Origin of the sequence: Algoriphagus oliviformis, from assembly GCF_017254915.1 — a bacterium.
GTDB classification, from domain to species: Bacteria; Bacteroidota; Bacteroidia; order Cytophagales; family Cyclobacteriaceae; genus Algoriphagus; species Algoriphagus oliviformis.
In genome coordinates this window covers 828,625-854,248 of the sequence record NZ_JAFKCT010000001.1, presented here as the reverse complement: position 1 = coordinate 854,248, position 25,624 = coordinate 828,625, and the positions used below count along the sequence as shown (strand labels likewise).

Here is a 25,624-nt window from a genome sequence, read left to right as displayed (position 1 = left end):
ATCCCAAGAATCCAGGCTCTCGGGATGCTTTGTTTTTTTCAGAAAAAGAAAGAAGCGCCGATCTGGAAGGAGGAGAAGAGCCCTCCATTCAATTCAGATCGCCTTTGCGTGTTTTCGTAACTTACGCCGGTCAATTTATAGAAATCGTACGCGATCAGGGTGCTTTGCAAATTAACCCCGAGAAAATCAGCCACCAAGTACTGCAGCCCGACGGATGCACTGGCATCGATCCCCTTCCGTTTGGAATGAACGGTACGCTCTGAGGTATCCAGGTCGATTGTACCTGAATTGCCCAAGTACCCTCCTACCCGAATATCTCCATAGAACGCCAGTTTATCAGAAACAGGACTATACCTTCTTGTAAAAACACCCAAGCCATAGCCCCGATAGTTGCCTTTGGCTATTACTTCGTCGTTTCTATCCAGGGACTTTCCGTTGACAATTTGGAAGTTCCCAGATAAGCCTAAGGCCCAATTCTCCTTTAGAAAGTAACCCACGCCCGGCTGAAGGTAAAAGTTTGCCCCTCGGTGTTGATCATATCCGGTACTGCCAAGTGAAGAACTCCGGCTTTCTTCGAGCATACTACGAGTGATCCCAGCCTGCCCGTCGAGCATCCAAGAGCCTTTTTGCATCTGGGCTTGGGTCGTTGACACAAAAGCCCAAACCAAAGAAAGAGTAAAAAACAGTCGCCTCATTTCTTGGCCAGGAAAAAGTTGACGCCCAAGGTGACCGCCGAGGTATCGATCCCAAAGCTAAAATTGCTGCTGTCTCCTTCGGGGTTCTCGGCGTAGCCAAAGTCCTCCCAAGACGTGCTGGTGTAGCTGAGCGGAGATACCGAAAGATTGATGCCAAGCCAAGTCTTTGGAAAATACGAGAGCCCCAGAGACGCCACCGCAGTGACGCCATTGACATCCTTGCCAGAGGCGGCGTCATCGTTTCCATTAGGGATGACTGTGGATGATGTCTGCGAATACCCGACTTGCACTTGCCCAAATGCGCTGATCTTTTCTCCGAATGGAAAATATCCCCTCACAAACGGAGCCACTCCCCAAGACGAGTTTTTGGACTCACTGGAGAGTTCTGTCGCTCCAGGCGAAGACAGCGAGCGGGAAGTTACGGTACTCCAAGTGAGAGGGAGGCTAATACCGATAACCCAATTGTCTTTAAAAAAGAAACCAGCGTCAGGACTGAAGTTGAAATTGCTGTTTTTCATTTCTGCGTAGAAAGCTCCCGCTTCGGACGATGAACTTGATGAGCCGAATCCCACTCCGCCTCCAAGGAGGATGGTTCCTTTTTCCAGCTGCGCAAAGGCCGTATAGGATAGCAGGAGCATCATAGGCAGCACTGCCAAAAATCGTTTTTTCATAAGGGTTTGGTTAGGTAAGGTTTGGATGTTTGGACGGATTTCTGAAAGATTAGTTTTTCGCCTTAAGCGAAATAGAACGCTTGGATTTTTATTTATTTGGTTTAAAACCACTTGCGTTTCTGTAAGCTTTCGGAAAAAGTGCGGAATCCCTCCTGGAAGGCATGCCTTGACTTTACCCAAATCAATTTGTTTCCCTATTTTTGCGGCCTATGGCAAAAACTGAAACTCCGGGCGAAAACGCCCAACTGAAAGATATCATCTCCCACGCCAAAGAGTACGGCTTTGTGTACCCCAGTTCCGAGATCTACGACGGCCTGCAGGCGGTCTACGACTACGGAGCCTATGGCGTGGAACTGAAAAACAACCTCAAGCGCCTGTGGTGGGAGACCATGACCCGAGTGCAGGAAAACATCGTCGGCATCGACGCGGCGATCTTCATGCACCCGACCACCTGGAAAGCTTCCGGCCACGTGGACAGCTTCAACGATCCCATGATCGACAACAAGGACAGCAAGAAGCGCTACCGTGCCGACGTGCTCGTGGAAGAGCATGCGGCGACCTTTGAGCGGGCTGGAGATATCGAGAAAGCAAACTCCCTCACCGGAGCCCTAGCCAGACTGCTGGAAGCCGAGGATCTCGCAGGAGTCCGCGACCTGATCGTCAATGAAGGCATCAAGTGTCCGATCAGCGGCACTAGCAACTGGACTGACGTGCGCCAGTTTAACCTGATGTTTTCCACCCAGGTGGGTTCGGTAGCCGAAGACGCTTCCACCATCTACCTGCGTCCGGAGACGGCTCAGGGGATTTTTGTCAACTTCCTCAATGTGCAGAAGACTGCGCGCATGAAGGTGCCTTTTGGGATCGCCCAGATCGGAAAAGCCTTCCGAAACGAGATCGTCGCCCGTCAGTTTATCTTCCGTATGCGGGAATTTGAGCAGATGGAGATGCAGTTTTTTGTGCGTCCTGGCACCGAGCTGGACTGGTACCAAAAGTGGGCTGAGACCCGCATGAAGTGGCATTTGGCGCTGGGCACTCCCGCGGCTAAGCTCCGCAAGCACGACCACGAAAAGCTGGCCCACTATGCCAATGCCGCCATGGACATCGAGTTTGAATTCCCGTTCGGCTTCAAAGAAGTGGAAGGCATCCACTCCAGAACCGATTTTGACCTCAAGTCCCACCAGGAATACTCCAAGAAAAAGCAGCAGTACTTCGATCCGGAGATCAACCAAAACTACATCCCCTATGTGATCGAGACCTCCATCGGGGCGGATCGCTTGTTCCTCTTGACCCTCTGCAATGCCTACACCGAGGAGAAGTCCGAGGAAAAGAGCCGAACCTACCTGAAGTTTCACCCGGCCATCGCTCCGGTGAAAGCCGCCATCCTTCCTTTGACCAAAAAGGACGGCTTGCCCGAAAAGGCCCAGGAGATCGTGGACTTGCTCAAGTACGACTTCAACATCATCTATGAAGATGCGGCGTCGATTGGCAAGCGTTATGCCCGCCAGGATTTGATCGGAACTCCTTTCTGTATTGCCGTGGATCACCAGACGCTGGAGGACAATACCGTCACCATCCGTCACCGCGACAGCACCGAGCAGGAGCGCGTGGCCATCTCCGAGCTTCATGGCCGAATCGCCGAGGCGACCAGCTTCAGAAGGATTTTTGAGAAAATGTAAGAAGTAGGAGGTTGGAAGTCGGATGTCCATTGTCAGACTGAGCGGAGTCGAAGTCTAAAATCTGAAGTCAAAAGTCTCAAACCATAAAAAAGCCGCTGGAATTAGCTTTCCAGCGGCTTTTCTTTTGTCTAACGTCTAAAACTCCACTTTCCCTTTTTCTTGGCCCTTCCCCAGCAGCATGCTCCGGGGTGACTTGCTCTGGAAATAGACATGGACGATGTTTTGCTGGCCGTCAAAATCCCCCAGCAAAATCGTTGTCTTCACCTCCACCGTCTCGGGAATATCGGCTGCCGCGGACTCCAGATAAAACCAGGCCGCATCTTCCTCCACTTCATAGCCCAGATAGTTCAGAGCCACGGGCTTTCCGTTGACCCAGAGCTGGTTGTGCCGGAGAAGGTAGGCCTTGAGCTGCTGGTCGAGCTTGGCTTGGTCCTTGGGATTGAGAAAATCCACTGACTGTCCAAACTCCTTTCCCAAAGAGACCTCTAGGTCATCCCAAAAGATCTTCTGGGCCACTTCCATCTTCTTCGAGTTGGGATTGTATCTCATCTCGGTCAGGCTGATGAAGAAAGGATGGGCCCAAATCATCCACAGGGAGGCCAAAACAGACAACAGCGGTAGCTTCATTTAGTGACGAGGGGTTCAGTTCTTAGCAAACAATGCCGTATTATTGCCTGCAAGTTAGCCCATTCATCAGCTTTTCTCCCAAGTATGTCCTCCTTTCAACTTTATTTCAAACTCGGACTCCAGCACATCCTAGACCTCAATGGCTTTGACCACATCCTCTTCGTCCTGGCGCTCTGTGCGGTATATGTGGCCCGGGATTGGAAAAGAATCCTCATTCTCGTCACCGCTTTTACCATTGGCCACTCCCTTACCTTGGCCTTGGCTACCTTCAACATCGTCCAGTTTCGCTCCGAGTTCATCGAATTTCTGATCCCGGTGACCATCGCCATCACGGCCTTGGTCAACCTGTTCAAAAACAGGCCTTCCAACGGAAAAGGCCTCAACCTAAACTACTTCTTTGCGGGATTCTTTGGACTGATCCACGGGCTGGGCTTCTCCAATTATCTGAAGGAGCTCCTGGGCCGGGAAGCCAGCATCTGGCAGCCGCTGTTGGCCTTCAACCTGGGTCTGGAAGTAGGACAGATAGTGATCGTCGCCGCATTTCTGCTTTTGACCTCCCTGCTCCACCTGGCAGGCGTCAACCGCAAGGATTGGACGCTGATCGTCTCGGCATTTGTCCTCGGAGTCGACTGCATGCTGCTCCTGGAAACCAAATTTTGGTAAAAATCTACCGCCAAAAACAGAATTCTTTTCTGTTTGACAATCAATCTATTTATTCGCATACCAATACCCAACTACCCCTATGATGAAAAGACTTATCGCCTTGGCGAGCTTTGGGCTAGCCACGGTCCTTCCCAGCTTTGCCCAGCATACCGAACAAAACCACGGCTACCGTTTTGAGCAATTGGGCACCATGCTCCGCACGCCCAACGTCTATCGTACCGCCTCCGGTGCTCCGGGACACATGTACTGGCAGCAGCAGGCCAACTACGTGATCGACGTCGAGCTCAATGACGACAACCAATCCATCAAAGGCTCCGAGACGGTCACCTACATCAACAACTCCCCCGACCAGCTGACCTACCTGTGGCTCCAGCTGGACCAAAACAACCGGAGCAAGGATTCGGACACGCCAAAAGTGACCGAATCGAGCATAGGCCCAAGAATGTCCATGCGCGCCCTTGAGGGGATTCTCTGGCACTCGGATGACCACGACGTGAAAATCCACAGCATCAAAGACGCCAGCGGAAACCCGCTGCACGTCGCCATCAACAAGACCATGATGCGGGTGGACCTTCCCCAGCCGCTGAAGGCTGGCGAAACCTTCACTTTTTCCATCGATTGGAGCTTCAACATCACCGACCGCGTAGGCTTCATCGGCGGCCGCCCGGGCTATGAGCTTTTTCCCAAAGACGGAAACTACCTCTACACCATGTCCGAGTGGTTCCCAAGAATGGCCGTCTACTCCGACTTCGAAGGCTGGCAAAACAAGCAATTCCTGGGTTCGGGGGAATTTGCACTTACTTTTGGCAACTACGAAGTGAGAATCACCGTGCCGGCAGACCACATGGTCGGTGCTACAGGAGAGCTCCAAAACCCGGAGGAGGTCCTCTCATCCACCGAGCTGGAAAGATGGAAAAAAGCCACCCAGACCTACGACAATCCTGTCATCATCCGCACCCAAGCTGAAGCAGAAGCTCTGGAGAAGAAGAAAGCCAGTGGCAAAAAAACCTGGATCTACAAAGCGGAAAATGTCCGCGACTTCGCCTGGACCTCTTCCAGAAAGTTCATTTGGGATGCGATGGCGGTGAAACTGGGCGGCAAAGACGTCATGGCGATGTCTTACTACGCCAAGGAAGCCAACCCGCTTTGGGAGCAATATTCTACCCGAGTGGTGGCGCATACCCTGAAGTCCTACTCCGCACACACCTTTGATTATCCCTATCCGGTTGCCATCTCCGTAGAGGCAGCCAACGGCATGGAATACCCGATGATCTGCTTCAACTACGGCAGACCGGACGCGGACGGCACCTACTCCGAAGCGATCAAAAATGGCATGATCGGCGTGATCATCCATGAAGTGGGCCACAACTTCTTCCCCATGATCGTCAATTCCGACGAGCGCCAGTGGACATGGATGGACGAGGGCTTGAATACCTTCATGCAGTTCATGGCGGAGCAGGAGTGGGACCGAAACTTCCCCTCACGCAGAGGCCCTGCGCATGCCATTGTCCCCTACATGAGGAGCGAAAAGAAATACTTGGAGCCGATCATGACCAATTCGGAAAACATCATCCAGTTTGGCCCCAACGCCTACGCCAAACCGGCAACCGCCCTGAATATCCTACGGGAGACGGTGATGGGGAGAGAGCTGTTTGACTATGCCTTCAAGGAATATTCCAGAAGATGGATGTTTAAGCACCCGACCCCCGATGATTTGTTCAGAACCTTGGAAGATGCTTCCGCAGTGGACCTGGACTGGTTCTGGAGAGGCTGGTTTTACGGCACCGAGCCGGTGGATATTTCCATCGAAAACGTCAGCTGGTACAAGCTGGACAACCGCACTCCAAAGGAGAAAAAAGCCGCGGCCCAGGCAGAAGCAGAACGGGATGAAACCTACGTCAGCAAGGAGTACAACAAAAAAGACGTACCACAGACCGTGATCGAAGCCGATCCAGCCACCCGCGACTTCTATACCACCTACAATCCTTTCACGGTGACCCCGGAGGACGAGGAAGCCTACAAGAAATTCATGGCGAGCCTTTCCGACAAGGAAAAAGCAATCCTAAACAAAGACCTGAACTTCTACGAAATGACTTTCGAAAACGTGGGAGGCCTGGTCATGCCGTTGATCATCGAGTTCCAGTATGCGGATGGCACGTCCGAAGTCGAGCGCATACCGGCTGAGATCTGGAGAAAAAGCGAATCCCAGGTCACCAAGGTGTTTGTGAAGGAAAAAGAAGTGGTTCGCTTTGTATTGGATCCAAAGCGCGAAACCGCCGACATCGACGAAAGCAGCAACTACTGGCCGAGGCAGTACCAGCCGACCCGCTTCGAACTGTTCAAAGGCGCCGGCGGAGTACGGGGAGCCTCCACAGGAGACAACCCGATGAAAAAAGCGCAGAAAAAGTAGGCAATAGCCGTTACAGAATTTTAGACTTACAGCCCCGAGGCAATGTCCTTTGGGGCTTTTTTATGGCCTAACCGGAAGCTACAGGATGAAGGCTAACCGATAAAGCCTAAATTATCGCCCAATACCCATCAATAAACCTTCAGCCTATCATCATGAAAAACAAGATTTTCCTGCCTATCCTCTTTTTTGCCTTTCTCGCCATCCAGGCCTTTGCGCAAAAACGGGACTTCTATGAATTGAGGATCTACCACATCGAAAATGCCGATCAGGAAAGTCAAATCGACACCTACCTGGAGAAAGCCCTCCTCCCGGCACTACATCGAAATGGAATACCCAAGGCTGGAGTCTTCAAACCCATCGCATCCCAAGCCGATGCGGGCAAAAAAATCTACCTACTCATTCCTTATTCGTCTATGAAAGCCTATTCGGAATTGGAAAGCAAGCTGGCTAAAGATCAAAGCTATCAAATGGCTGGAACTGCCTACATCAACGCGCCATTTGAAAACCCTCCATACACTCGAATCGAGACAGCCTTTCTTCAAGCCTTCACCGGACATCCGAGATTTGCAGAATCCAAGGTCACTGGACCAAAAAAAGACCGCGTGTACGAATTGAGGAGCTATGAAAGCCCCACCGAGAAGCTTTACAAGCAGAAAGTGAAAATGTTCAACGAAGGAGAAATGGACATTTTCACAAAATTGGAATTCAATCCGATATTCTATGGGGAAGTGATCGCGGGAGCCAATATGCCGAACCTGATGTACATGACGACCTTTTCGGATATCGAGTCCAGAGATGCACATTGGAAGGCCTTCGGCGCTGATCCCGATTGGAATCGGATGAAAGTATTGCCGGAATATCAAAACATCATGACTAAAAACGACCAGCGGCTTCTTTATCCCACAGATTACTCTGACTTCTAAACAGCTAAAAGCCGACTTCCGTCGGCTTTTTCAGTCCTTGGATAAAATCAGTTCCGATAATTCTTCAAAAACCCCCACGCCAGTCCCAATCAACTCATCCGGAAAATCATAGGCTCCTTCATGCAGTTGGGGGCAGTTTTCCCCCGCACCCAGGCCAAACAAAAAGGCCGGGCAAATCTGGGAAAAAAGCCCAAAATCCTCTGACCATCGGAAGGGATCGGGCTTTTCCACGACGGAAAGCCCGAGATTATTGGCGGCCTGCTCCACCATGGGATAGAGGTCGGGATCGTTTTTGGAAACTGCAAAGCTTTCGACAAAGTGAAAGTCCAGCTTCAGGCCTGCCTTTTCGGCCTCAATCTTGGCCTCCCTTTTCACCAAAGCGATCAAGCGCTCCAATTCAGCCTGGTCAAAAGCGCGCAGGGTCATGCTTAGGCCTGCCTTTCCGGCACTCGTGCCAAAGGCCAGACTTCCCAACTCAGCATGGATCAGGGTGAGCAGCGCATAGCCGGGCAAGTCCTGTGGCAGCCGCGGAAGCCTCTGGATCAAGTTGGCGAGTGCCTGGGCAGGGTTGATTCCGGCTTCAGGATGGGCGGAGTGGGAAGTTTTTCCCGTCAGCGAGACCGTCATCCCGGTACTGCCTGCCGCGAAAGTCCCCGCTCTCATGACGATCTGATGAAGGGGATATCCCGGCAGATTATGCAGCGCAAAGGCCGCATCGGGACGGATCTCGGCAAACCGGGGATCATCCAAAATGGCCTTCGCTCCATCCCCTGTTTCTTCGGCAGGCTGAAAAAGCAAGACTACTTCCCCCGATTCGGGTCGGCTTTTGGAAAGGGTTTCCCCCAAGCCACAGACTATCGCCATATGCCCATCGTGTCCGCAGAGATGGCCCTTCCCGGGGATTTGGCTTTGGTGATCGCTGGGCTTCAGGTCCTCGATGGGCAAGGCGTCCAATTCGCAACGGAAGAGCAGCCGCTTTCCGGGCTTTTTGCCTCTAAACACAAAGGCCAATCCTGTACCTCCCAGGCCTTTGATCGTCCGGTCTGCTCCGAGCGGGGCAAAAAAATCCAGAATCCGCCTGGCAGTCTTCCCCTCCTCCAAGGCGATCTCGGGAAACTGATGAAGGGTATGTCTGAGCTGGATGAGATGGTTCATGGCTGGGGCGTTGGACTTTTCCTAAGCCTCGAACTTTGGAAAAGTTCGCCTCAAAAGCTAATCAGATCAGGTTTATCTCGTACCGCACACTTCTCCCACCTCCCCCGGCGATCAAAATCCCCAAATCACGCAAACGCTGCAAGTCCCGGGTCGCCGTGGCCTTGGAAGCCCCCGTGATCGACATGTACTTCTTGGCATTCATACCGCCTTCAAAGCCGTCTGGGCCTTCGTCCAGCATCCGGCTGAGCGCTTTCAGTTCCCGTTCATTCAGCTGGGCACGATAGGTATCGAAAAGCCGTGTTTTCTTCAGTGAAAACTCGATCAATTCCTCCACCTTTTCCTGGGCCTTGAGCACCACTTCCCCAAAGTACGTCAGCCAACGGTCTATCTGAAGGCTGCTTTGGGCTTCTTTCAGCTTTTCGTAATAAAGATTGCGATCTGCCTCGATCACCTGGGAGAGACTGATCAAAATCGGGTGCTCCACACCTTGGTGCAGGGCTTTTTCCGCCAAAGCACGGCCAATCCGGCCATTTCCATCCTCAAAGGGGTGGATACTCTCAAAGTAAATATGGATCCACGCGGATCGCAACACCGGGTTCAAAATCGCCTGCTTTCCTCCTGGCGCCGTGGCATTAAACCAAGCGATAAAGCGCACCATCTCCTGCGGAACCTGATCGGAAGGAGGCGCCTCGAAATGCACCACTTCCTTTCCCATCGCTCCCGAGACCACCTGCATGGGCTCCGTCCCCGCTCTCCATTTTCCGGCCTGGATGAAGCGATTGCCCTCCATGAGCATCTCATGCCAGGAAAAGAGCATCGCATCGCTCAGCGGCTCCTGCCAAGACTGCCGCACGGCCACCATCAGCTTGGCAATGCCTTTGGCTCGATGGTCCTTGACCAATCGGGGCCGCTCCTCATGGATGCCAAGGCACTTTTTGAGGGAAGACATCACATCGACTCGGCTGAGAAACTCCCCCTCGATGGCGGAGGTCTTGATCGCCTCGGACAACAGGATATCTACGAGAAGCTGGTCTTTCTTCTCGGGGGAAATGCCGGAATATTGCCCGTTGGATTTTCCGGACTTCAGCAGAAATTTCAGCTGAAAATCGTCCAGCAAACCCGGGGAAAACTGAAACTCCGGCCAGCCAGCTAGTTGCCAATTATACGTCATGAGCCAATTGTGGATCCTATTCGGCTCAAATATACTCAATATCTGAGCCGATTAATCAATTTATTCGGCTCATAATTTCAAAAAAAATGAGCCGATTAGCTTCTCTAATCGGCTCAAGGCATTCTTAAGTCCGTTTTATGATCCAAACTGAAACCCCATCCAAGCCCCCAGCCCCATCAAGGCCAAGGTAATGGCGATCAGCATGATCAGAACGTTCAGGGGCATTTCCCAGTCCTCCGAACCGATCTTGAATTTGATGGGCTTTTTCCAATCCATGGGGGAGAATTTGAAATTACAGGTTTGAGATTTGAAATTTTGGTCGACCCGAATTTCGAATCCCAAATTTCAAATCATTTCTTCAGTACCGCTTTCCAGCCTTTTTCCTCCAGCTGTGCGGCGGAATCTTCGACTTTCTGGCGAAGGCCGGCCTTGAATGAGTCCATCTTGTTCCCGACTTCCGCATCGTAGGCTCCGACGATGGAAGCTGCCAAAATACCGGCGTTTTTGCCTCCGTTCAGCGCCACAGTAGCGACGGGAATCCCGCTCGGCATCTGCAGAATGGACAAAATACTATCCCAGCCATCGATGGAATTGGAGCTCAGCACGGGTACGCCGATCACGGGCAGGCTAGTTAGTGACGCGACCATTCCTGGCAAATGCGCCGCTCCGCCAGCTCCCGCCACGATCACTTTGATCCCACGCTCACGGGCAGAGCCCGCATAGTCGATCATGCGCTGAGGCGTGCGGTGCGCGGATACGACGGTCAGCTCATAGGCGATTCCGAGTTCTTCCAGAAACTGGGCGGCTTCCGCCATGATAGGAAGGTCCGACTGACTTCCCATGATGATTCCTACCTGTGGGTTCATGCGTTGGATTTGATTTTGATGAGTTCTTTGATTCGGTTGGCCTTGGCCTTGAGGCTGGAGACACTTTCGTCCAGCAGGGTCACGTGGCCCATTTTTCGGAAAGGCTTCGTGAGTTTTTTGCCGTAAAGATGGATATACACGCCCTTTTCGGCCATGGCTTCTTCTTTTCCCTCCACTATCGCCTCTCCGCTGTAGCCGTCTTCGCCCAGCAGGTTGATCATGGCGGCGGGACAGCGCAGGCTGGGGTCACCCAGCGGCCAGTTCATCACCGCACGCAGATGCTGCTCAAACTGGGAGGTAAAATTGGCTTCGATGGTATGGTGTCCGCTGTTGTGGGGACGGGGCGCGATCTCGTTGACGAGCACTTCGCCGGACTTGGTGACAAATAGCTCCACGGCCAGGATGCCGACCATGTCCAGTTTCAGGATCACGTCTTTGGCGATTTCCTGGGCTTTGGCTTCTATTTCGGGTGAGATTTCCGCTGGCGCAAAAAGAAACTCCACCAGATTGGCGGTGGGGTGGAAGGCGCACTCGACGGCAGGATAGGCGATCAGCTCCCCCTTTTCGTTGCGGGCTACGGTGACGGCTATTTCCTTGTCAAAATCGATGAGTTTTTCGAGCAAACCCGGTGCGTCAAAAGCTTGCTCCAGATCGGCTTCGCTGCGCAGGATCTGCACCCCGCGTCCGTCGTAGCCTTCCTTGCCGAGTTTGTTGACGGCAGGCAAAAAATCCTTTTTTGAGACGACATCCGCCTTGTCGGCCGTCAGCACAAAGTCAGCGGTGGGAATCCCATGCTGCTGGTAAAACTGCTTTTGCTCCCGCTTGTCCTGGATGAGCTTGAGGATGTGGGGTTGGGGAAAAACCTTTTTCCCCTCGTCCGCCAGCTTCTGCAGCGCTTCGGTGTTGACCGCTTCGATCTCCACCGTGATCACGTCGCATTTTTTCCCAAACGCCAGGACCGTGTCAAAGTCCTTGAGAGACCCCACCTCGAACGCCTGAGCAATGTCCTTGCAGGGAGCATTGGCATCAGGGTCGAGAATGTGGATATCTTGATTGTAATTGATGGCGGCTTGGATCACCATTCGTCCAAGCTGCCCTCCTCCGAGAATTCCGAGAATCTGGTTTTGTGCAGGATTAGTCATAAGCACGCCAAAATTAACAGATTCTCAGAGAATAGGCGTAGAAATAAAAGTCGGATCCGATCCTCTGCCTTCTCAGACGGCCCTACCGCCACCGATTAGGCGGAGCAAGATGGCAACAACAGCCAACACCAACAGGATGTGGATCAATCCTCCCACACTATAAACGAACACTCCCAACAGCCACCCAATGATCAACACCAACGCGATAAGATACAATAAAGAGCTCATGATAAATTTGGTTTAGGTAAACAATTCATTTTCGAATCACCCTACCCAATCCAAGTGCCACATGCGCTCAGCCCTCGAAGCGGATCCCCATCAATTCCATCAATTTATGTGCGTTGAAACTCGGGCAAGGCCCTTTTTTGATCTTGTAGTCGAAGTCGATGGAGCGGTCCAGGATCTCCGAGTGGAAGGAATAATTGTGAATATTTTCCACAGTCTGTGCCAGTGAAGACAGCTCAATGTCGTGTGTACTGATGATCCCAAAGCCCCGGAGGCGGAGCGTTTGCCTGATCAGTGCCTCCGAGCCAGAGATTCTATCTTGGGTATTGGTACCTTTTAATATTTCGTCCAAAAGAAAAAACAGCTCCTCGCCTGCCTCCAGCCGCTCGATCAGGGTATGGATGCGCTTGAGCTCGGCGTAGAAAGAGCTGACGCTTTCCCCCAGGTTGTCGGAATTGCGCATGCTGGTGTAGAGCTGGAAATCCCCCATGACCAGGCTCTTGCCAAAAGGGCTCAGGCCCAGGTTGGCCAGGACGCAGTTGATCCCAAGGGTGCGCATGAAGGTCGTCTTGCCGCTCATGTTGGCACCAGTGAGCAGCGCCAGTCTATGGCTGGAGTCAAACTGGATGGAATTTGGCACCGCCTTCCCCGGCAAGATCATCGGATGGGAGACCTCTGTGGCGATCAGCTGGCTGTCATCCGTCCAGCGAAACTCCCCGCAGCCCTCCATCTCCGCCTCAAAGGCTCCGAGAGAAGCCCACACTTCCCATCTTTCAAGATTTTCAGGCAAATGGCTGAGGGACTGGCCGACCCTGTTTTTCCAGGAGACCAGCTGGGTAAAAAGCAGAAAATCCGTCCAAAACAGGAGGTTGATCGGCAAGTAGAGCAGGTTGAGGCGGTTTTGCACCCAAAGGCCCAGCCTATCCAAGTCCCGCAGCAAGGCCGACGGAGACGCGCCATCGGGACAGAGGGCTTTTTGCGCAGCGAGCAGCTGGGCGGAAGCAAAGACCTCTTTCTCGATTTGCTCGGCTCTGACCCGGTAGGACTTGAGCGTGGAGGCAAAGGGAATGGACTCATCGGCCTTCTTCAGGGGCTGAAAGACCGTCCCCAAAACAGCCACGCCGATCAAGACCCAAACCCCAAGCAAGGCAGGGGGAATAATTCCCACATAGATCAAGGCCAGCATCGTGATGCCCCCCAAGGGGCCGACAATGGCCAGAATCCTGGCAAAGACCGAAAGCTTCTCCGCCGATCCCAGCCAAGCGATCCACTTTGCATCCTCTTTGCCTTCCTTTTTGAGGGCAAGTCCGGCAGCTTCCAGAGCCTGAAGCAGGAGACGCTTGGAGCCCAGCTCCACCACCGCCTCTGCCCTCTCTTCAGATTCTTTTCTGGAAAAACTACTTTTCATCAAGGCGGCCAGCCGTGCCTTCCCGCCCGGGGAGACCGTATGATTGAGCAGCTGGAATAGGCTATGCTCGCCAAACAGATCCAGATCGTTGCAAAAGGGATGGGCTTTGTCCAAAAAATCCGTCCCCGGATCAAATCCCGCCAACTGCCGCTGGCTCCGCTTTTCCTTTCGAGCAGCCATCTGCTCCAGGGCAAGGTAGATGGCTTCTTGGTCTTTTTGGAAATTGTAGGACGCCACCGACCGAACAAAGAGATAGGCTACGACCAACGCCGGAATCAGAAATATCGGGTGCTCTGCTAGGCCGAGGACGAACAGCGTGCCGATTGCAAAAAACAAGACCAGGCGCAGAAGGGAAAGCTGGGAGGCCTTCTTTCGCACCGATCCCAACTTGCCCTCCAGACCCTCCTGCCGAAAATCAAAAATATCCATCTCCAAATATAGAGATAGCCTACCTCGTTCATAAGAAAATCAAGCGGCTAGTCTGATATCCCGTCAAAAAAGGCGATTTTAGCTATCCGTCACCAGCACCTAGGCCATGAAAAAGAAAAAAGAGGAGAATACTGCCGCCGAATGGGATCTCAGCCAAGGCATGGGGATCCTGCCAGATGACATTTCCTTCACTCAGAATATCGGCTGTGTGGGAGGCAAAGCTGCCAAGCCCGAAAAGCCGGAAGACAAAAAGAAAAAATAAGCCAAATCGTCCTTCAAAATGAAATCCTATTCCCTAAACCTGATCAAGTTTGCGCTGTCAGCGCTCCCAGTCCTGTTGTTTTCCTGCGGTGAGGACGGCGACCCCGTCGATCCAGAGCCGAAGCTAGCCGTGGTGGAGGAGCAGTTTGAGGTCAATGCGACCTACGAAGACACAGACCTACTGACCTTGGACATCCTACAGTCCAGCGGATTGGGGCTGCGCACCCAGACGAATGCCGACATCTGCGCCAACACGGTCGTCAGCCACAACGAATCCGGCAAAAAGATCACCGTTGACTTTGGCACAGGATGCACCAGCCCGAGTGGCAGACAAAGAAAAGGAAAGCTCATCCTGACCTATTCCAGCAAGAATTTTCTGCTCCCCACCACCTCCGTCGTCACCACCTTTGAGGGCTATGAAGTGGACGGCATCAAGATCGAAGGCACCCGCACCCTCACCAATGCCGGCGTCAACCTCAGCACGAGCAGCATCACCCTGAGCGTGAAAGTCGAAAATGGTAAGCTCACCTGGCCGGACAACTCCTCTGCCACCTATACCAGCACGCAGAGTCGGGTGCTGACCCTCGGCTCCAGCGGCTACAAGATCGCCGTCACCGGCACCTCTGCGGGAAAAAGCCGGGAAGGCGTAGACTACACCGCCCTAGTGACCGATGCCCTGATCATCAACCAGGAATGCGTGAGAACCGGAGTCTATATGCCAAGTGCCGGCAAGTTGGACTTCGTAGTCCAGGGAATCACCATCTCCGCCGACCTTGGTCAAGGGGCTTGCGACAAAAACGCCACCTTGACCTACCCCGGTGGCTCCAAGGAAATCACGCTGGACTAAGGGATATCCACTACTCTTTCAAAAACGGTTAACTTTCGGGCTAACCGTTTTTTTATGGACAAAAAACTGATCAGTGGCTTTGAGCACATCGCCTACAGCCGCCCCGAGCTCAGCCTGGAACAACTGGAAGACAACGCGCGGGCCTTCTACGAATCCATGGCCCAGCGGCGGACGGTGAGGGAGTTTGACACCCGGCCCATCCCCAGGGAGGTGATAGACCATATCGTCCTCACGGCCGGGACGGCACCCTCTGGAGCCCACAAGCAGCCTTGGACCTTTTGCGTGGTAGAAAATCCGGAAATCAAGCGGCAGATCCGGCTAGCGGCCGAGGAGGAGGAAAAGATAAGCTACGGCTCACGGATGCCCGACGGCTGGAAAGAGGATCTGAAGCCTCTTGGCACGGACTGGCGAAAGCCGTTTCTGGAAGAAGCACCCTACCTCATCGTGGTCTTCAAGCAGTCCTACGGGATGAAGGAAGGAGAGAAAACCCAACACTACTACGTCTCCGAGTCCGTGGGTATCGCCTGCGGCTTTCTCATCGCGGCCATACACCAGGCAGGTCTGGCCACGGTCACCCATACGCCGAGTCCAATGAATTTTCTCAGTGAAATCCTCGCTCGGCCTGCCCACGAAAAGCCTTTTCTCCTGCTGCCGGTAGGCTTCGCCAAGGCAGAGACCTTTGTGCCTGCGATCACCAGAAAGCCCCTCGACGAAATTCTCATCCGCTACTAACAAAAATCCCCCAATCGGCAGCCTGCCAATTGGGGGATCTAGGGCATCAGAGCGATTTAGTCGTTTTTGGTATAGACGACCCGCTGCGGGAATGGGATCTCGATCTCATTCGCGTCGAAGGCCAACTTGATTTTTTCCATGGTCTCGAAGTACACCGGCCAAAGGTCGCCACTGTCGGTCCAGGCCCGGACGATCAGATCCAGAGAGCTGTCCCCAAAGTTTTGTAGGAAGACTACCGGAGCTGGTTCGGCATGCACGCGCTCGTCCTTTTTCAGGATATCAAGAATGACTTCCCTCGCCCGGTTTACATCGGTGGTGTAGGATACCCCCACCTTGATTTCGGTCCGGCGAGTTGGCTGGGAGCTGTAGTTGATCACCTCGGAGTTGGCCAGGTTGCCATTGGGGATCACGACTTCCTTGTTGTCAAAAGTATGGAGGTGGGTGTAGAGGATGTCGATCTTGGTCACCGTACCGGTATTGCCTTGGCCCTCGATCACGTCGCCGACTTTGAAGGGTTTGAAAAGCAGGATCAGTACCCCGCCTGCAAAATTGGACAGGGAACCCTGCAGCGCCAGGCCTATGGCCAAGCCCGCAGCACCCAGTATGGCCAAAAACGAGGACATCGGCACCCCGAGGATCGTGGCAATCCCGATGAATAGGGAGACATAGAGCAGGGCCTTTACCAAGCCGACCAGAAAGGTGTTCAGCGAGGGATTGGCTTCACGGGCGTTGAGGACTTTTCTGAACCCATTGACCAGCTTGTTGACAATAAACCGCCCAACGATGTAAAAAAGCAGGGCATAGATCAGCGAAGGCACGATCCGGTAGAGCAAGGCAACACCCTGGTTTAAAAGTGATTCGATAGTTTCCGGAGAAAGTTCCATAGTAAAATATTAGGTTGGTTGATGAAAATATGGGCACTGCCAGTCGGCAGCGCAAAATATGCTTGGCAAAGGCCTGATTGAAAATGACAATTTACGGGGAATAGCCCATTAATCCTGTCCAGACAGGCGATCCAACATGGAAATAATCCTACTTGCCGTATGCGAAGCCCACGGAGGGGGCTTGGGATTTTTTCGCGAAAGGGCATCACGCTACATGCCAGATGGAGCGCGACAAGGCCAAGCTACTAACCCTCCCTTTCGGCAAATTGTTCCGCCCACGCGATATTGGGCCACGTTGGGCTCCCGAGTCGCGCCTTTTTGCCATGGGTTTTAGCCGCTTATCAAAAAAAGCCCCTGCCAGCCTCGCCATCCCGTCGTTTGGAGGTTATTTTAATTCCAAATTCCAACTTTACCTAAAATGAACAGAACACTACCCAAATTGCTGAGGAGAACTGCTTTTGTTTTGGCCGTAATGGGGTCTCTGTTTTCCGCAGAGGACTCTTTTGCCCAGAAGAAAAAGAAAAAAGAAAAGGAGCAGCCCGCCCCGACGGCGCCTGCGAGGCCTCAGCCCAGTGCTCCCAGCAATGGACCCAAACCCTACAAAGAGGTCATCACGGCCAAGGCCAAGACCAAAGAAGGGCTCTTCAACGTCCATCAGATCGATGACAAATACTACTATGAAATCCCCGATTCCCTCCTAGGCAGAGACATGCTGATGGTGGTGAGGGTGGCCAAGACCGCCGACGGCATCGGGTATGGCGGAGAAAACACCAACAACCTGATGGTACGCTGGGACAAAAACGGCGACGACATCCTGCTGAAGGTCGTCTCTGTCAACAACTACGCGGCCGATTCGCTGCCTATCTCCCTGGCGGTGAAAGCCTCCAACCTGGAGCCTATCCTCCAAAAGTTTTCCGTGAAGTCCCGAGCGACCGACTCCACCGGCACGGTGATCGAGGTGACCGACTTGTTTAACAAGGACACCCCGGCTCTGGGCCTCCAGCGCAACAGGAGAACCCAATACAAGGTGACCCGTCTGGACACCGACCGCACCTACATCTCGCACATCAATTCCTACCCGATCAACATCGAGTCGCGCTATGTGCTGACCTATTCCGCCTCTGAGCCGCCGTCAAACAGCTCCACCGGACTGATCACCTTGGAGATGAACGCCTCCATGATCCTCCTGCCCAAGGAGCCTATGAAGCAGCGACTGGCTGACCGCCGTGTGGGCTGGTTTGCCAGATCCTACGTGGACTACGGTTCCGACCAGCAAAAAGCCGCCTCCCGTCGCTACCTGGATCGCTGGAGACTGGAAGTGAAGCCAGAAGACATGGAAAAATTCAAGCGTGGCGAACTCGTGGAGCCGGTGAAACCGATCGTGTTCTACATCGATCCGGCTACTCCAAAGCAGTGGGTGCCCTACCTGATCGCCGGTGTGGAAGACTGGCAGGTAGCCTTTGAAGAGGCTGGTTTCAAAAATGCCATCTTGGCCAAGGAAGCCCCAAGCCCCGAGGAAGATCCCACCTGGAGTGCCGAAGATGCCCGATTCTCCGTGATCCGCTATTTTGCCTCCGACATCCAAAACGCCTACGGGCCACACGTATCTGACCCGAGATCCGGAGAAATCCTGGAATCCCACATCGGCTGGTACCACAACGTCATGAACCTGCTGAGAAACTGGTTTTTCATCCAGACCGCTGCCATCAATCCAGATGCGAGAGGGGTCAACTTCTCCGAGGAAACCATGGGTCGCTTGATCCGATTCGTCTCCTCCCACGAAGTAGGCCACACCCTGGGCTTGCCACACAACTTTGCCTCATCCGTAGCCTATCCGGTGGAAAAGCTTCGCGACGCGGCGTTTACGCAGGAATTTGGCACTGCGCCATCCATCATGGACTACGCACGCTTCAACTATATTGCGCAGCCTGAGGACAAGGGCGTGAGCCTGATGCCAAACGTCGGCCCTTATGACAAGTATGCCGTGATGTGGGGCTACCGACCTATCCCGGATGCCAAGACTCCCGAGGACGAGCAGGCCACGCTGAACGAGTGGATTGTGGCGAAAAATGGCGATCCTATCTACCGCTATGGCCGACAAGGCAACAGCTATGACCCGACCACCCAGTCCGAAGACTTGGGAGACAACGCCGTGAAAGCCTCCGAATACGGCATCCAAAACCTCAAGCGCATCATGCCTAACCTGCGTGAATGGACCGCTGAGGAAAACAAGCCTTTCAAAGACTACTCCGACCTGGAAGAAATGTACGGTCAGGTCATCACCCAGTTTAACCGCTACATGGGCCACGTCCGCACCAACGTCGGCGGCGTGGAGGAAGTGTACAAATCCTCCGGAGAGGGCACACCTGTGTACACACACACGTCCAAGGCTATGCAAAAGTCGGCCGTGGACTTCCTCAACAAGCAGCTGTTTGCCACTCCTACCTGGATGATGGATGATGAGATCATTTCCCGAATCGGTGATTTCGGCGCATTGGAGAGAATCAGAGGGATCCAAGTGACCTCCCTCAACGGCTTGCTCGACTGGGGTCGTCTGGGCCGCGTGATCGAAAACGAAGCACTCAACGGTGCCGACGCCTATAAGATCACCGAGCTTTTTGACGATCTGAGAAAGGGCATCTGGACCGAACTCGCCTCCGGCAAAACCATCGACGTGCACCGCAGAGCCCTGCAGCGTGCGCACATCGAAAAGCTGGAAGAGCTGCTCACCGAGAGCCCAAGCCCTGTCCCGGCACAGTTTCGCCAGTATGTAGGCCCGCAGATCAATGCTTCCCAGTCGGACATCCGTCCTATGGCGAGGGGAGAATTGAAGACACTCCTGGCACAGATCAAGTCTGCTGCCGGACGCACTTCGGACCGAATGTCCAAGCTGCACCTCGAAGATGCCCAGGCGCGGATCGAAAAGATCCTCGCCGAGGAATCGGGAAAGTAAACGACAAATGGCGCCGAAATCGGCGCCATTTTTTTAACCTCCTTTTTTTGAGTTAATTTGACCATCAAAGCTGACTCATGCCAAGCCCCACATCCATACTACAGTCCCACAAGCTCAGGATCACCGACTGCCGGCTGGAGATCATCCAGGAGTTTTTGGACAAGAACATCGCCCTGTCGCACTCGGATCTCGAAGACACGCTCAACCAGCAGTTTGACCGGGTGACGATCTACCGCACGCTCAAGACTTTCCTGGACAAAGACCTCATCCACAAAGTCCTAGACGACAGCGGAGCGACCAAGTATGCACTCTGCGCGCATGGAGAAGTGGAGCACGACCACAGCCACGAGCATGTACACTTCAAGTGTGAAAATTGCGGGGAGACGACTTGCCTGGAGGATATTGTCTTGCCGCAGGTCAAGCTTCCGCAGGGCTTTGAAAAAAAGGAAATGAGCCTATTGGTGCAGGGAATCTGCGAAAAGTGCCACTAGAAGTCGGCAGGCTCGGGTGTCTTGGATTTTTTGGGCACATCCGAAGGCCAGATCACGCCGGGAGGAAGGTCGATCTTGGGAGGGGTGAGGTTTTCGACTCCCCCGTCTCCATCGTCGTTGTTGCTGTTGCCCCGCTTGAGGGAGTTTTTAGTCATGGTGGCCACAAAATAGATCAAGATGACGTAAGCCACACCGCACATAAAGAGATCGATCACGAGACTGTTCATGGCCAAAAATTTTCAGATAAGATAGTCGAATGCCCCTTCTAAATCAATTGAATAGTCCATTTGTTTTCACCCCCTTGCGGGATTTATGATTTTTTTCGGCTTGCTAAATCAATCGGATAGGCGGATATTTGCGCTCGCTAATACCTGACCGATGATTATCAAAACCAAAAAATACCAGCTCGAAACCGGCACCTACATCAAAATGGGACTCATCTCCATCCTCAAGGAGCAGTGGTGGGTGATCCTGATCGCCCTGGCGATCTGCTGCGGCTACTTCTGGATCGCGTCCATCTGGTGGATCATTGGCGCCCTGATCGCCTACGCGCTGTACGTGTTGTTTTGGGCTATCCAGTTCACCGGCATTACGCAGATGGAGCAAAACAAAGCCATCTTCCAAAAAATGGCCTACGAGATCGACAGCCGCCAGATCCTGATGAAGCTCAACGCCCGCGAAGGCATGCCAGTGCAGTGGAACATGATCAAGCGCGTGGAGCTCACTAAGGACGCCTTCGTGCTGTACATGTCCAAGGCGCAGTTTATCCACCTGCCCTTCCGGATCTTCAATACCGAAAACGAAAAGAAGTTCATGGAGACGATCCTGAAACGCAAGGAGCTGATCAAGTAAATTCCAAAGGCAAAAAGCGAAAGCCACCCCAAAAATGGGGTGGCTTTCGCTTTTCTACAGACCGAGATAGCATTTGGATTTTCCCAGGCTTACAACTCCTTAAACCCGTCCTCAATCTCTTCTATTTGAGGAAGTTCAGACTTCAACTCGTCGGGTATTGCTCGGGAAATCTGGTAGTCTGTCACTCCCATCGCATTGGAAAATCCCTTTAGACTGTATTCTGCAACCATTTCATTTTTCCCCTTACACAGTAAAAGTCCGATAGTTTCATTATCCCCTTCCGACTTCAGTTTATCGTTGGCAAGATTGACATAAAAATTAAGCTGGCTGGCATCGCCTGGCCGAAATTCCCTTGCCTTCAATTCGACGATGACATAGCATTTCAATTTGATGTGATAAAAGACCAAGTCCGCATAAAAGCTGTCTCCTCCCACCTCGAATGGCATTTGCCTAGCTACAAAGGCAAAGCCTTTTCCAAGTTCAAGCAGAAATTTAGTCACGTGGCTAGCCAGCTGGGCTTCGACATTTCGTTCATCTGCGGCCTCTTTGGCTTGGACAAAATCAAATATGTAGGGGTCTTTTATCAGATAGGTTGCGAAATCCGATCGTTGAGGAGGTAGAACACGGCTAAAATTGGCAACCTTCTTTGCTACCACCTGCCTTTCAAACAGGCTGCTTTCGATTTGCATGGCGAGTATATTTCTGCTGATACCAAACTCAATGGCGTGATGCATGTACCACAATCGTTTGCCCATATGGGGGACTTTGTCCAAAAGAATGACATGATGTGACCAAGAAACCCCTCCCAAGACGGAGTGGTAGAACTCTTGCTGATCCAATTGTGCAACAGGCTGTTGCACAATTGGGAATGTCCTTCTTTCCTGATCTTCTGTCTGTGCATCCACCTGTTGCACAATTTCTGAAACTATCTTTTGCACCGTTGCCTGGGAAGTATCCTGTCGAAGAATTTCCTCGGAGGCTTGGTTGAGCCTCCGGATGGTCAGGAGCGGATACTCCAAGGCAAATTTCCGCATGTATTTCAGGTTCCGAACCGAAAACCCTTTTTGTCCCGGCAACTCTTTTTTCAAGTCTCTACTCAACAGGTCGATTACCTTCGCTCCCCAGCCTTTGGCGGACTGATGCGCGAGCAGCATTTGGCCCAGCGTCCAATAGAGCAATAGCATTTCTTTGTTGGCAGCGCTTACCGCTTTCACCTGAGCCGTACCGATCTGCTCCTTTACCATTGAAAGAAAGCTCTTGTAGTCGATATCCATGAGTCGCCAAAAGATCGAAATTATACCAAAATCGCAGTTTCCACTGAAACAAGTAGGCAGACCTACCTCAACTTCTCCAAGATCACCTCGATGGCCTTGTCCAGCTGCTTTTGCTCCCCTTCCAGCCGGTCGACAAATCCCTCATCCATGCGGATATCCGGCTCGACGCCGTCCTTCTCCAGGTTGCGTCCGTCCAAGGTATAGCAACCCCATGCAGGCAGACGATAGAAGGAACCGTCCACCAGGCCCTGTCCCGAAGTAAAGATGATCCAGCGGTAAGTCTCCGTCCCGATGATCGTACCCAGCCCCAGATGCATAAAACCCTGCGCGGTCATCTCGGCGTCGGAGAGGGACTGCTCGTTGATCAGCAGGACGATCGGCTTGTCGGCCGGGGCGAAATTAGGCTGCTTGGTCAGCTGGCCGTCCCGGTATTTCCACTGGAGGTAGCTTCGCTGGCTGAGAAACTGCAACACCGGGTCATGGACGTTGCCACCGGTATTGTAGCGAAGGTCGAGGATAAGGGCTTCGCGGTCGGCCTTGTTGGACACCATGTACTCTAGGAAGTGCTGCAGCTCGCCCCCGCCCATGTTTTTCATGTGGACGTAGGAGATTCGGTTGTCGGACTTTTCGTCCACATAGGCTTCGTTTTCGTCCATCCACTCGTCATAGAGCCAGTTTTTCAGCTGTCCGCTGGAAGCCGGATGCACTTTGAGGGTGACTTCCTTTCCTTTTCTGTCAAAGGTCAGGTGCAGCTCCTCGGCCATGGTGGGGGCGGCAAAGTACAGCTCCCGGTTTTTGGCTGAGTCCACCTTCGCGCCATTGACGGCGACCAGGCGGTCTCCTGGCTGCACCGGAGCAGGCTCGAGATCCGCAGGGCTGTGCTTGAGAACGCGGTCGACCAGGAAGGGATTTTCCTCGTCAAAGACAATCCCGGCATTCATGGATCGGGTGCCAAAGTAGCCCTCCTCCTCCTCGCCATAGGAGCTAAAGCCAAAATGCGAGGTGTTCAGCTCACCCAGCATGTCGTTGAAGATCGTGCGGAGATGCTCGCGGCTGTGCACGTAGGGCAAAAAATTGGCGTAGCGGTCGCGCAATTCCTGCCAGCTCTCGCCATGAAAGTCCCCGTCGTAGAAGTTTTGCTCCATGCCCGCCCAAGCCTCGTAGTACATCTGCTCGAACTCATCCCGGAGGTTTTTGCTGAAAGCCTGCGAAATCTTGACCTCTTCGGTTTTGTTTCCAGCCGGATCGAGTGTGTGGACCTTGCCTCCCGCCAGCAGATAAACTTTGTCCTTGGCCTGTACCAACTCAAAGCCGCCGACCCTCTCGTCGCCCACCTTCTCGGTTTTGGTCTTCTCAAAATCCTCAAAAGTGGTCTTCCACAGCTTGGGCGTGCCCTGGTCGTGGTTGGAGACGTAAAACACCCAAGTCTTCCCGTTCTTCTGCAACACGACCGGACTGTCCTGCTCGCCAAAGGACGGCCCGACCAGCTCCAGCCTGTCCATCAGGTCGCCGGGCGTGATTTTGACGGTCACGGGGGATTTTTCCTCCTTCGGCTCCTTTTTATCCTTGTCTTCCTTAGGCTCTTCCTTGAAAAGCTCCGCGACTTTGTCCGACTCGAAAAGCTCCGCAAACTTGTCCAGCTTCATGCGGTACACATGCGCGTCCGTGGTGCCGTAAGGATAGCTCGCGTGCGTGCGGTCGGAGGAAAAGTAGAGGTACTTCCCATCAGGAGACCAATAAGGCGAGGTTTCCGTGACCAAGGTCTCGGTCAGGTTGAGCGTCTTTTGGCTGGGGCGGTGGTACAGCATCACCTCCCGCTCGAAATTGCGGATCGGGCTAAACACCACGTAGGCATCATCCGGCGAGAAGTAGGGCTGGGGCGTATAAAGCCCCCAAAACTCGTCTTCCGCGAGGGTTTTGCTTTGCAACGTCTTCAGGTCAATCTCCCGCAGGAGGTTTCTGCCCCCGATGTACACTCCCAGCGTGCGATCCTTGTTCAGCGACAGGAGCCGGTTTTTGAACAGGTCGTTGGTCAGCTGCTTTTCCTCGCCGGGATTCTGTGCGGAGATGGTAAACCAGTTGTGATAGCCCTTCACGGTGCGGGAATAGATCAGGGTTTTGTTGTCCGCCAGCCACTTCACTTCCTCCACGGCTTCCTTGGGATCGGTGGGGATTTGCTTGACGAATTTCCCCTTCACGTCAGAGATGAAAAGGATGCCCCGGCTCACAAAGGCCATCTTCGTACCGTCAGGCGACACATCGAGCTGGCGTATGCTCCCCGCCACGTTGCGGTTGATCTCCCGCTCTAGGGTCTGGTTTTGAAAAAGGGAAATGCTGGGCTGCGTGGTCTGTCCGGAGGCCACGTCGTAGACGAAGACCTGGTAATCCTTGCGGAAAACGATCTTTTCTCCGTTTGCGCTCACCTTGGGCCACATGATCGAGGAGGCAAAGTCAGTGAGTTGTGTCTTTGCGCCAGCCTTAAGCGTGTAGAGGTTGTACTCTCCGTTGGCTTCGTCGGATTGGAAAAAGACGTTTCCGCTTTGGTCTATCGTCGCGCCAAAGTCCTTGCCCTCGTAGTCGGTGTACTGGGTGAATTTCTTCGTAGCCGGATTATAGGACTGGATGTCGGGATTGTACTCGCCCTTGTAGCGCTTGCGGTGGGCGAAGGTCTTGCTTTCCCAGGTCTCGTTGAAAAAAATCTCGCCGGTCTTGGGCTGCACCACAGCTCCGTGGATGGTATTGAAGTAGTGGTCAAAGAGCCGCTTGGGCGTAGCCCCGCTGAGACCTACTTCATAGGCCGCAAAGCGGTTGTAGCGGTCGGAGGTGAAATACACCTTGTCGCTCTCCCAGCTCCACGACTCCACCTCGTCGGCACCTTCGTGGAAGGTCAGCTGTCGGATTTCCCCTCCAGCCATCGGCATGAGGAAAATGTCTTTGTTGCCATATTGCTCGGCTGTGAAGGCCAGCCACTTTCCATCTGGCGAGACGGCGGGGCGGCTTTCGATCCCTTCCATGGCCGTGAGTCGCAGTGCGGCTCCACCGGCCGTGGGCACTTTCCACAGGTCTCCGTCATAGCTGAAGACGATCTCCCCCGCATCGGGAGTCAGCGTGGGATCGAGGACAAAATAGGGAGCCGTAGACTGGGCAAACGCGAGGTTTGCGGCGCAAAAAAATCCGAGGGCAGCGAGTGTCTTTCTCATACGTCTGGGTTCTGGAAGTTATGAGAAGGAAAGTAAGTTTATTCCCCGAGTTTGGAAAGGGAAAAGGGT

At 53.2% G+C, this 25,624-nt stretch carries 24 protein-coding genes; 10 read left to right on the top strand and 14 right to left on the bottom strand.

What is annotated here, in order from left to right:
- Window positions 1-38: 38 nt before the first annotated feature.
- The gene (locus J0A68_RS03610; protein ID WP_206576816.1) at window positions 39-632 is read right to left on the bottom strand and encodes a hypothetical protein; all 594 of its coding nucleotides are present in this window, start codon (window positions 630-632) and stop codon (window positions 39-41) included.
- A 59-nt stretch (window positions 633-691) separates the two neighbouring features.
- Window positions 692-1,366, bottom strand: a complete 675-nt coding sequence (locus J0A68_RS03605; protein ID WP_206576815.1) for an outer membrane protein — start codon at window positions 1,364-1,366, stop codon at window positions 692-694.
- Window positions 1,367-1,575: 209 nt separating this feature from the next.
- Between J0A68_RS03605 and J0A68_RS03600 the strand changes: the two genes are divergently transcribed.
- Window positions 1,576-3,042, top strand: coding sequence for a glycine--tRNA ligase (locus J0A68_RS03600; protein WP_206576814.1), 1,467 nt, complete (start codon window positions 1,576-1,578; stop codon window positions 3,040-3,042).
- A 135-nt stretch (window positions 3,043-3,177) separates the two neighbouring features.
- Here J0A68_RS03600 and J0A68_RS03595 read toward each other — a convergent pair whose 3' ends face one another.
- The gene (locus J0A68_RS03595) at window positions 3,178-3,669 is read right to left on the bottom strand and encodes a DUF6702 family protein (protein ID WP_206576813.1); all 492 of its coding nucleotides are present in this window, start codon (window positions 3,667-3,669) and stop codon (window positions 3,178-3,180) included.
- Between the two features lie 84 nt (window positions 3,670-3,753).
- Here J0A68_RS03595 and J0A68_RS03590 point away from each other — a divergent pair, with 84 nt between their 5' ends.
- The 3 genes from J0A68_RS03590 (at window position 3,754) to J0A68_RS03580 (ending at window position 7,665) form a co-directional block, all read left to right on the top strand.
- Entirely contained in the window at window positions 3,754-4,332 is a 579-nt protein-coding gene (locus tag J0A68_RS03590; RefSeq protein ID WP_206576812.1) for a HupE/UreJ family protein, read from the top strand.
- A gap of 82 nt (window positions 4,333-4,414) precedes the next feature.
- Window positions 4,415-6,742 (top strand): M1 family metallopeptidase, encoded by a 2,328-nt coding sequence (locus J0A68_RS03585; protein ID WP_206577218.1) that lies wholly within the window; start codon window positions 4,415-4,417, stop codon window positions 6,740-6,742.
- A 152-nt stretch (window positions 6,743-6,894) separates the two neighbouring features.
- The gene (locus J0A68_RS03580) at window positions 6,895-7,665 is read left to right on the top strand and encodes an NIPSNAP family protein (protein ID WP_206576811.1); all 771 of its coding nucleotides are present in this window, start codon (window positions 6,895-6,897) and stop codon (window positions 7,663-7,665) included.
- Between the two features lie 30 nt (window positions 7,666-7,695).
- Here the strand turns inward: J0A68_RS03580 and J0A68_RS03575 are convergent, their stop codons facing one another.
- From J0A68_RS03575 to J0A68_RS03545, 7 genes are all read right to left on the bottom strand, one after another.
- On the bottom strand, window positions 7,696-8,820 hold the full coding sequence (locus J0A68_RS03575; protein ID WP_206576810.1) for an amidohydrolase: 1,125 nt from the start codon (window positions 8,818-8,820) through the stop codon (window positions 7,696-7,698).
- A gap of 61 nt (window positions 8,821-8,881) precedes the next feature.
- Complete coding sequence (locus J0A68_RS03570) at window positions 8,882-9,991, bottom strand: Fic family protein (protein ID WP_206576809.1); 1,110 nt, start codon at window positions 9,989-9,991, stop codon at window positions 8,882-8,884.
- 135 nt (window positions 9,992-10,126) lie between these two features.
- Complete coding sequence (locus tag J0A68_RS03565) at window positions 10,127-10,267, bottom strand: hypothetical protein (protein ID WP_206576808.1); 141 nt, start codon at window positions 10,265-10,267, stop codon at window positions 10,127-10,129.
- Between the two features lie 74 nt (window positions 10,268-10,341).
- Window positions 10,342-10,857 carry a 5-(carboxyamino)imidazole ribonucleotide mutase gene (gene purE / locus J0A68_RS03560; protein ID WP_206576807.1) on the bottom strand — a complete coding sequence of 172 codons (516 nt, stop codon included), beginning with the start codon at window positions 10,855-10,857 and terminating at the stop codon, window positions 10,342-10,344.
- Window positions 10,854-11,999 (bottom strand): 5-(carboxyamino)imidazole ribonucleotide synthase, encoded by a 1,146-nt coding sequence (locus J0A68_RS03555; protein WP_206576806.1) that lies wholly within the window; start codon window positions 11,997-11,999, stop codon window positions 10,854-10,856. The genes purE and J0A68_RS03555 overlap by 4 nt, the downstream gene beginning before the upstream one ends.
- Before the next feature lie 72 nt (window positions 12,000-12,071).
- The gene (locus tag J0A68_RS03550; RefSeq protein ID WP_157373283.1) at window positions 12,072-12,227 is read right to left on the bottom strand and encodes a lmo0937 family membrane protein; all 156 of its coding nucleotides are present in this window, start codon (window positions 12,225-12,227) and stop codon (window positions 12,072-12,074) included.
- Window positions 12,228-12,294: 67 nt separating this feature from the next.
- Complete coding sequence (locus tag J0A68_RS03545; protein WP_206576805.1) at window positions 12,295-14,061, bottom strand: MutS-related protein; 1,767 nt, start codon at window positions 14,059-14,061, stop codon at window positions 12,295-12,297.
- Window positions 14,062-14,167: 106 nt separating this feature from the next.
- Between J0A68_RS03545 and J0A68_RS03540 the strand changes: the two genes are divergently transcribed.
- The 3 genes from J0A68_RS03540 to J0A68_RS03530 are packed head-to-tail and all read left to right on the top strand — an operon-like array spanning window position 14,168 to window position 15,901.
- Window positions 14,168-14,323 (top strand): hypothetical protein, encoded by a 156-nt coding sequence (locus tag J0A68_RS03540; protein ID WP_206576804.1) that lies wholly within the window; start codon window positions 14,168-14,170, stop codon window positions 14,321-14,323.
- Window positions 14,324-14,341: 18 nt separating this feature from the next.
- Window positions 14,342-15,169, top strand: coding sequence for a hypothetical protein (locus J0A68_RS03535; RefSeq protein ID WP_206576803.1), 828 nt, complete (start codon window positions 14,342-14,344; stop codon window positions 15,167-15,169).
- A 54-nt stretch (window positions 15,170-15,223) separates the two neighbouring features.
- Window positions 15,224-15,901, top strand: a complete 678-nt coding sequence (locus J0A68_RS03530; RefSeq protein WP_206576802.1) for a nitroreductase family protein — start codon at window positions 15,224-15,226, stop codon at window positions 15,899-15,901.
- Window positions 15,902-15,957: 56 nt separating this feature from the next.
- Here J0A68_RS03530 and J0A68_RS03525 read toward each other — a convergent pair whose 3' ends face one another.
- Window positions 15,958-16,785 (bottom strand): mechanosensitive ion channel family protein, encoded by an 828-nt coding sequence (locus tag J0A68_RS03525; RefSeq protein WP_206576801.1) that lies wholly within the window; start codon window positions 16,783-16,785, stop codon window positions 15,958-15,960.
- Window positions 16,786-17,203: 418 nt separating this feature from the next.
- Here J0A68_RS03525 and J0A68_RS03520 point away from each other — a divergent pair, with 418 nt between their 5' ends.
- Both J0A68_RS03520 and J0A68_RS03515 read left to right on the top strand, forming a co-directional pair.
- Complete coding sequence (locus J0A68_RS03520) at window positions 17,204-19,738, top strand: zinc-dependent metalloprotease (RefSeq protein ID WP_206576800.1); 2,535 nt, start codon at window positions 17,204-17,206, stop codon at window positions 19,736-19,738.
- Window positions 19,739-19,815: 77 nt separating this feature from the next.
- Window positions 19,816-20,229: a Fur family transcriptional regulator gene (locus tag J0A68_RS03515; protein WP_206576799.1), complete on the top strand. Its 414-nt coding sequence runs from the start codon at window positions 19,816-19,818 to the stop codon at window positions 20,227-20,229.
- Here the strand turns inward: J0A68_RS03515 and J0A68_RS03510 are convergent.
- Complete coding sequence (locus J0A68_RS03510) at window positions 20,226-20,456, bottom strand: hypothetical protein (protein WP_206576798.1); 231 nt, start codon at window positions 20,454-20,456, stop codon at window positions 20,226-20,228. The genes J0A68_RS03515 and J0A68_RS03510 overlap by 4 nt on opposite strands.
- A 151-nt stretch (window positions 20,457-20,607) precedes the next feature.
- On the opposite strand from J0A68_RS03510, the gene J0A68_RS03505 reads away from it, so the two are divergent.
- Window positions 20,608-21,081, top strand: coding sequence for a YcxB family protein (locus tag J0A68_RS03505; protein WP_206576797.1), 474 nt, complete (start codon window positions 20,608-20,610; stop codon window positions 21,079-21,081).
- An 89-nt stretch (window positions 21,082-21,170) separates the two neighbouring features.
- Here J0A68_RS03505 and J0A68_RS03500 read toward each other — a convergent pair whose 3' ends face one another.
- Both J0A68_RS03500 and J0A68_RS03495 read right to left on the bottom strand, forming a co-directional pair.
- Complete coding sequence (locus tag J0A68_RS03500; RefSeq protein WP_206576796.1) at window positions 21,171-22,355, bottom strand: PDDEXK nuclease domain-containing protein; 1,185 nt, start codon at window positions 22,353-22,355, stop codon at window positions 21,171-21,173.
- A 62-nt stretch (window positions 22,356-22,417) separates the two neighbouring features.
- Window positions 22,418-25,555 (bottom strand): S41 family peptidase, encoded by a 3,138-nt coding sequence (locus J0A68_RS03495; RefSeq protein ID WP_206576795.1) that lies wholly within the window; start codon window positions 25,553-25,555, stop codon window positions 22,418-22,420.
- Window positions 25,556-25,624: the final 69 nt, after the last annotated feature.

Coding starts and splice junctions, on each gene's coding strand:
- J0A68_RS03535 (WP_206576803.1), top strand. CDS start 14,342: ATGAAATCCTATTCCCTAAACCTGATCAAGTTTGCGCTGTCAGCGCTC.
- purE (WP_206576807.1), bottom strand. CDS start 10,857: ATGAACCCACAGGTAGGAATCATCATGGGAAGTCAGTCGGACCTTCCT.
- J0A68_RS03580 (WP_206576811.1), top strand. CDS start 6,895: ATGAAAAACAAGATTTTCCTGCCTATCCTCTTTTTTGCCTTTCTCGCC.
- J0A68_RS03515 (WP_206576799.1), top strand. CDS start 19,816: ATGCCAAGCCCCACATCCATACTACAGTCCCACAAGCTCAGGATCACC.
- J0A68_RS03590 (WP_206576812.1), top strand. CDS start 3,754: ATGTCCTCCTTTCAACTTTATTTCAAACTCGGACTCCAGCACATCCTA.
- J0A68_RS03610 (WP_206576816.1), bottom strand. CDS start 632: ATGCAAAAAGGCTCTTGGATGCTCGACGGGCAGGCTGGGATCACTCGT.
- J0A68_RS03600 (WP_206576814.1), top strand. CDS start 1,576: ATGGCAAAAACTGAAACTCCGGGCGAAAACGCCCAACTGAAAGATATC.
- J0A68_RS03520 (WP_206576800.1), top strand. CDS start 17,204: ATGAACAGAACACTACCCAAATTGCTGAGGAGAACTGCTTTTGTTTTG.
- J0A68_RS03545 (WP_206576805.1), bottom strand. CDS start 14,061: ATGGATATTTTTGATTTTCGGCAGGAGGGTCTGGAGGGCAAGTTGGGA.
- J0A68_RS03540 (WP_206576804.1), top strand. CDS start 14,168: ATGAAAAAGAAAAAAGAGGAGAATACTGCCGCCGAATGGGATCTCAGC.
- J0A68_RS03500 (WP_206576796.1), bottom strand. CDS start 22,355: ATGGATATCGACTACAAGAGCTTTCTTTCAATGGTAAAGGAGCAGATC.
- J0A68_RS03550 (WP_157373283.1), bottom strand. CDS start 12,227: ATGAGCTCTTTATTGTATCTTATCGCGTTGGTGTTGATCATTGGGTGG.
- J0A68_RS03570 (WP_206576809.1), bottom strand. CDS start 9,991: ATGACGTATAATTGGCAACTAGCTGGCTGGCCGGAGTTTCAGTTTTCC.
- J0A68_RS03565 (WP_206576808.1), bottom strand. CDS start 10,267: ATGGATTGGAAAAAGCCCATCAAATTCAAGATCGGTTCGGAGGACTGG.
- J0A68_RS03505 (WP_206576797.1), top strand. CDS start 20,608: ATGATTATCAAAACCAAAAAATACCAGCTCGAAACCGGCACCTACATC.
- J0A68_RS03510 (WP_206576798.1), bottom strand. CDS start 20,456: ATGAACAGTCTCGTGATCGATCTCTTTATGTGCGGTGTGGCTTACGTC.
- J0A68_RS03555 (WP_206576806.1), bottom strand. CDS start 11,999: ATGACTAATCCTGCACAAAACCAGATTCTCGGAATTCTCGGAGGAGGG.
- J0A68_RS03575 (WP_206576810.1), bottom strand. CDS start 8,820: ATGAACCATCTCATCCAGCTCAGACATACCCTTCATCAGTTTCCCGAG.
- J0A68_RS03530 (WP_206576802.1), top strand. CDS start 15,224: ATGGACAAAAAACTGATCAGTGGCTTTGAGCACATCGCCTACAGCCGC.
- J0A68_RS03495 (WP_206576795.1), bottom strand. CDS start 25,555: ATGAGAAAGACACTCGCTGCCCTCGGATTTTTTTGCGCCGCAAACCTC.
- J0A68_RS03605 (WP_206576815.1), bottom strand. CDS start 1,366: ATGAAAAAACGATTTTTGGCAGTGCTGCCTATGATGCTCCTGCTATCC.
- J0A68_RS03525 (WP_206576801.1), bottom strand. CDS start 16,785: ATGGAACTTTCTCCGGAAACTATCGAATCACTTTTAAACCAGGGTGTT.
- J0A68_RS03585 (WP_206577218.1), top strand. CDS start 4,415: ATGAAAAGACTTATCGCCTTGGCGAGCTTTGGGCTAGCCACGGTCCTT.
- J0A68_RS03595 (WP_206576813.1), bottom strand. CDS start 3,669: ATGAAGCTACCGCTGTTGTCTGTTTTGGCCTCCCTGTGGATGATTTGG.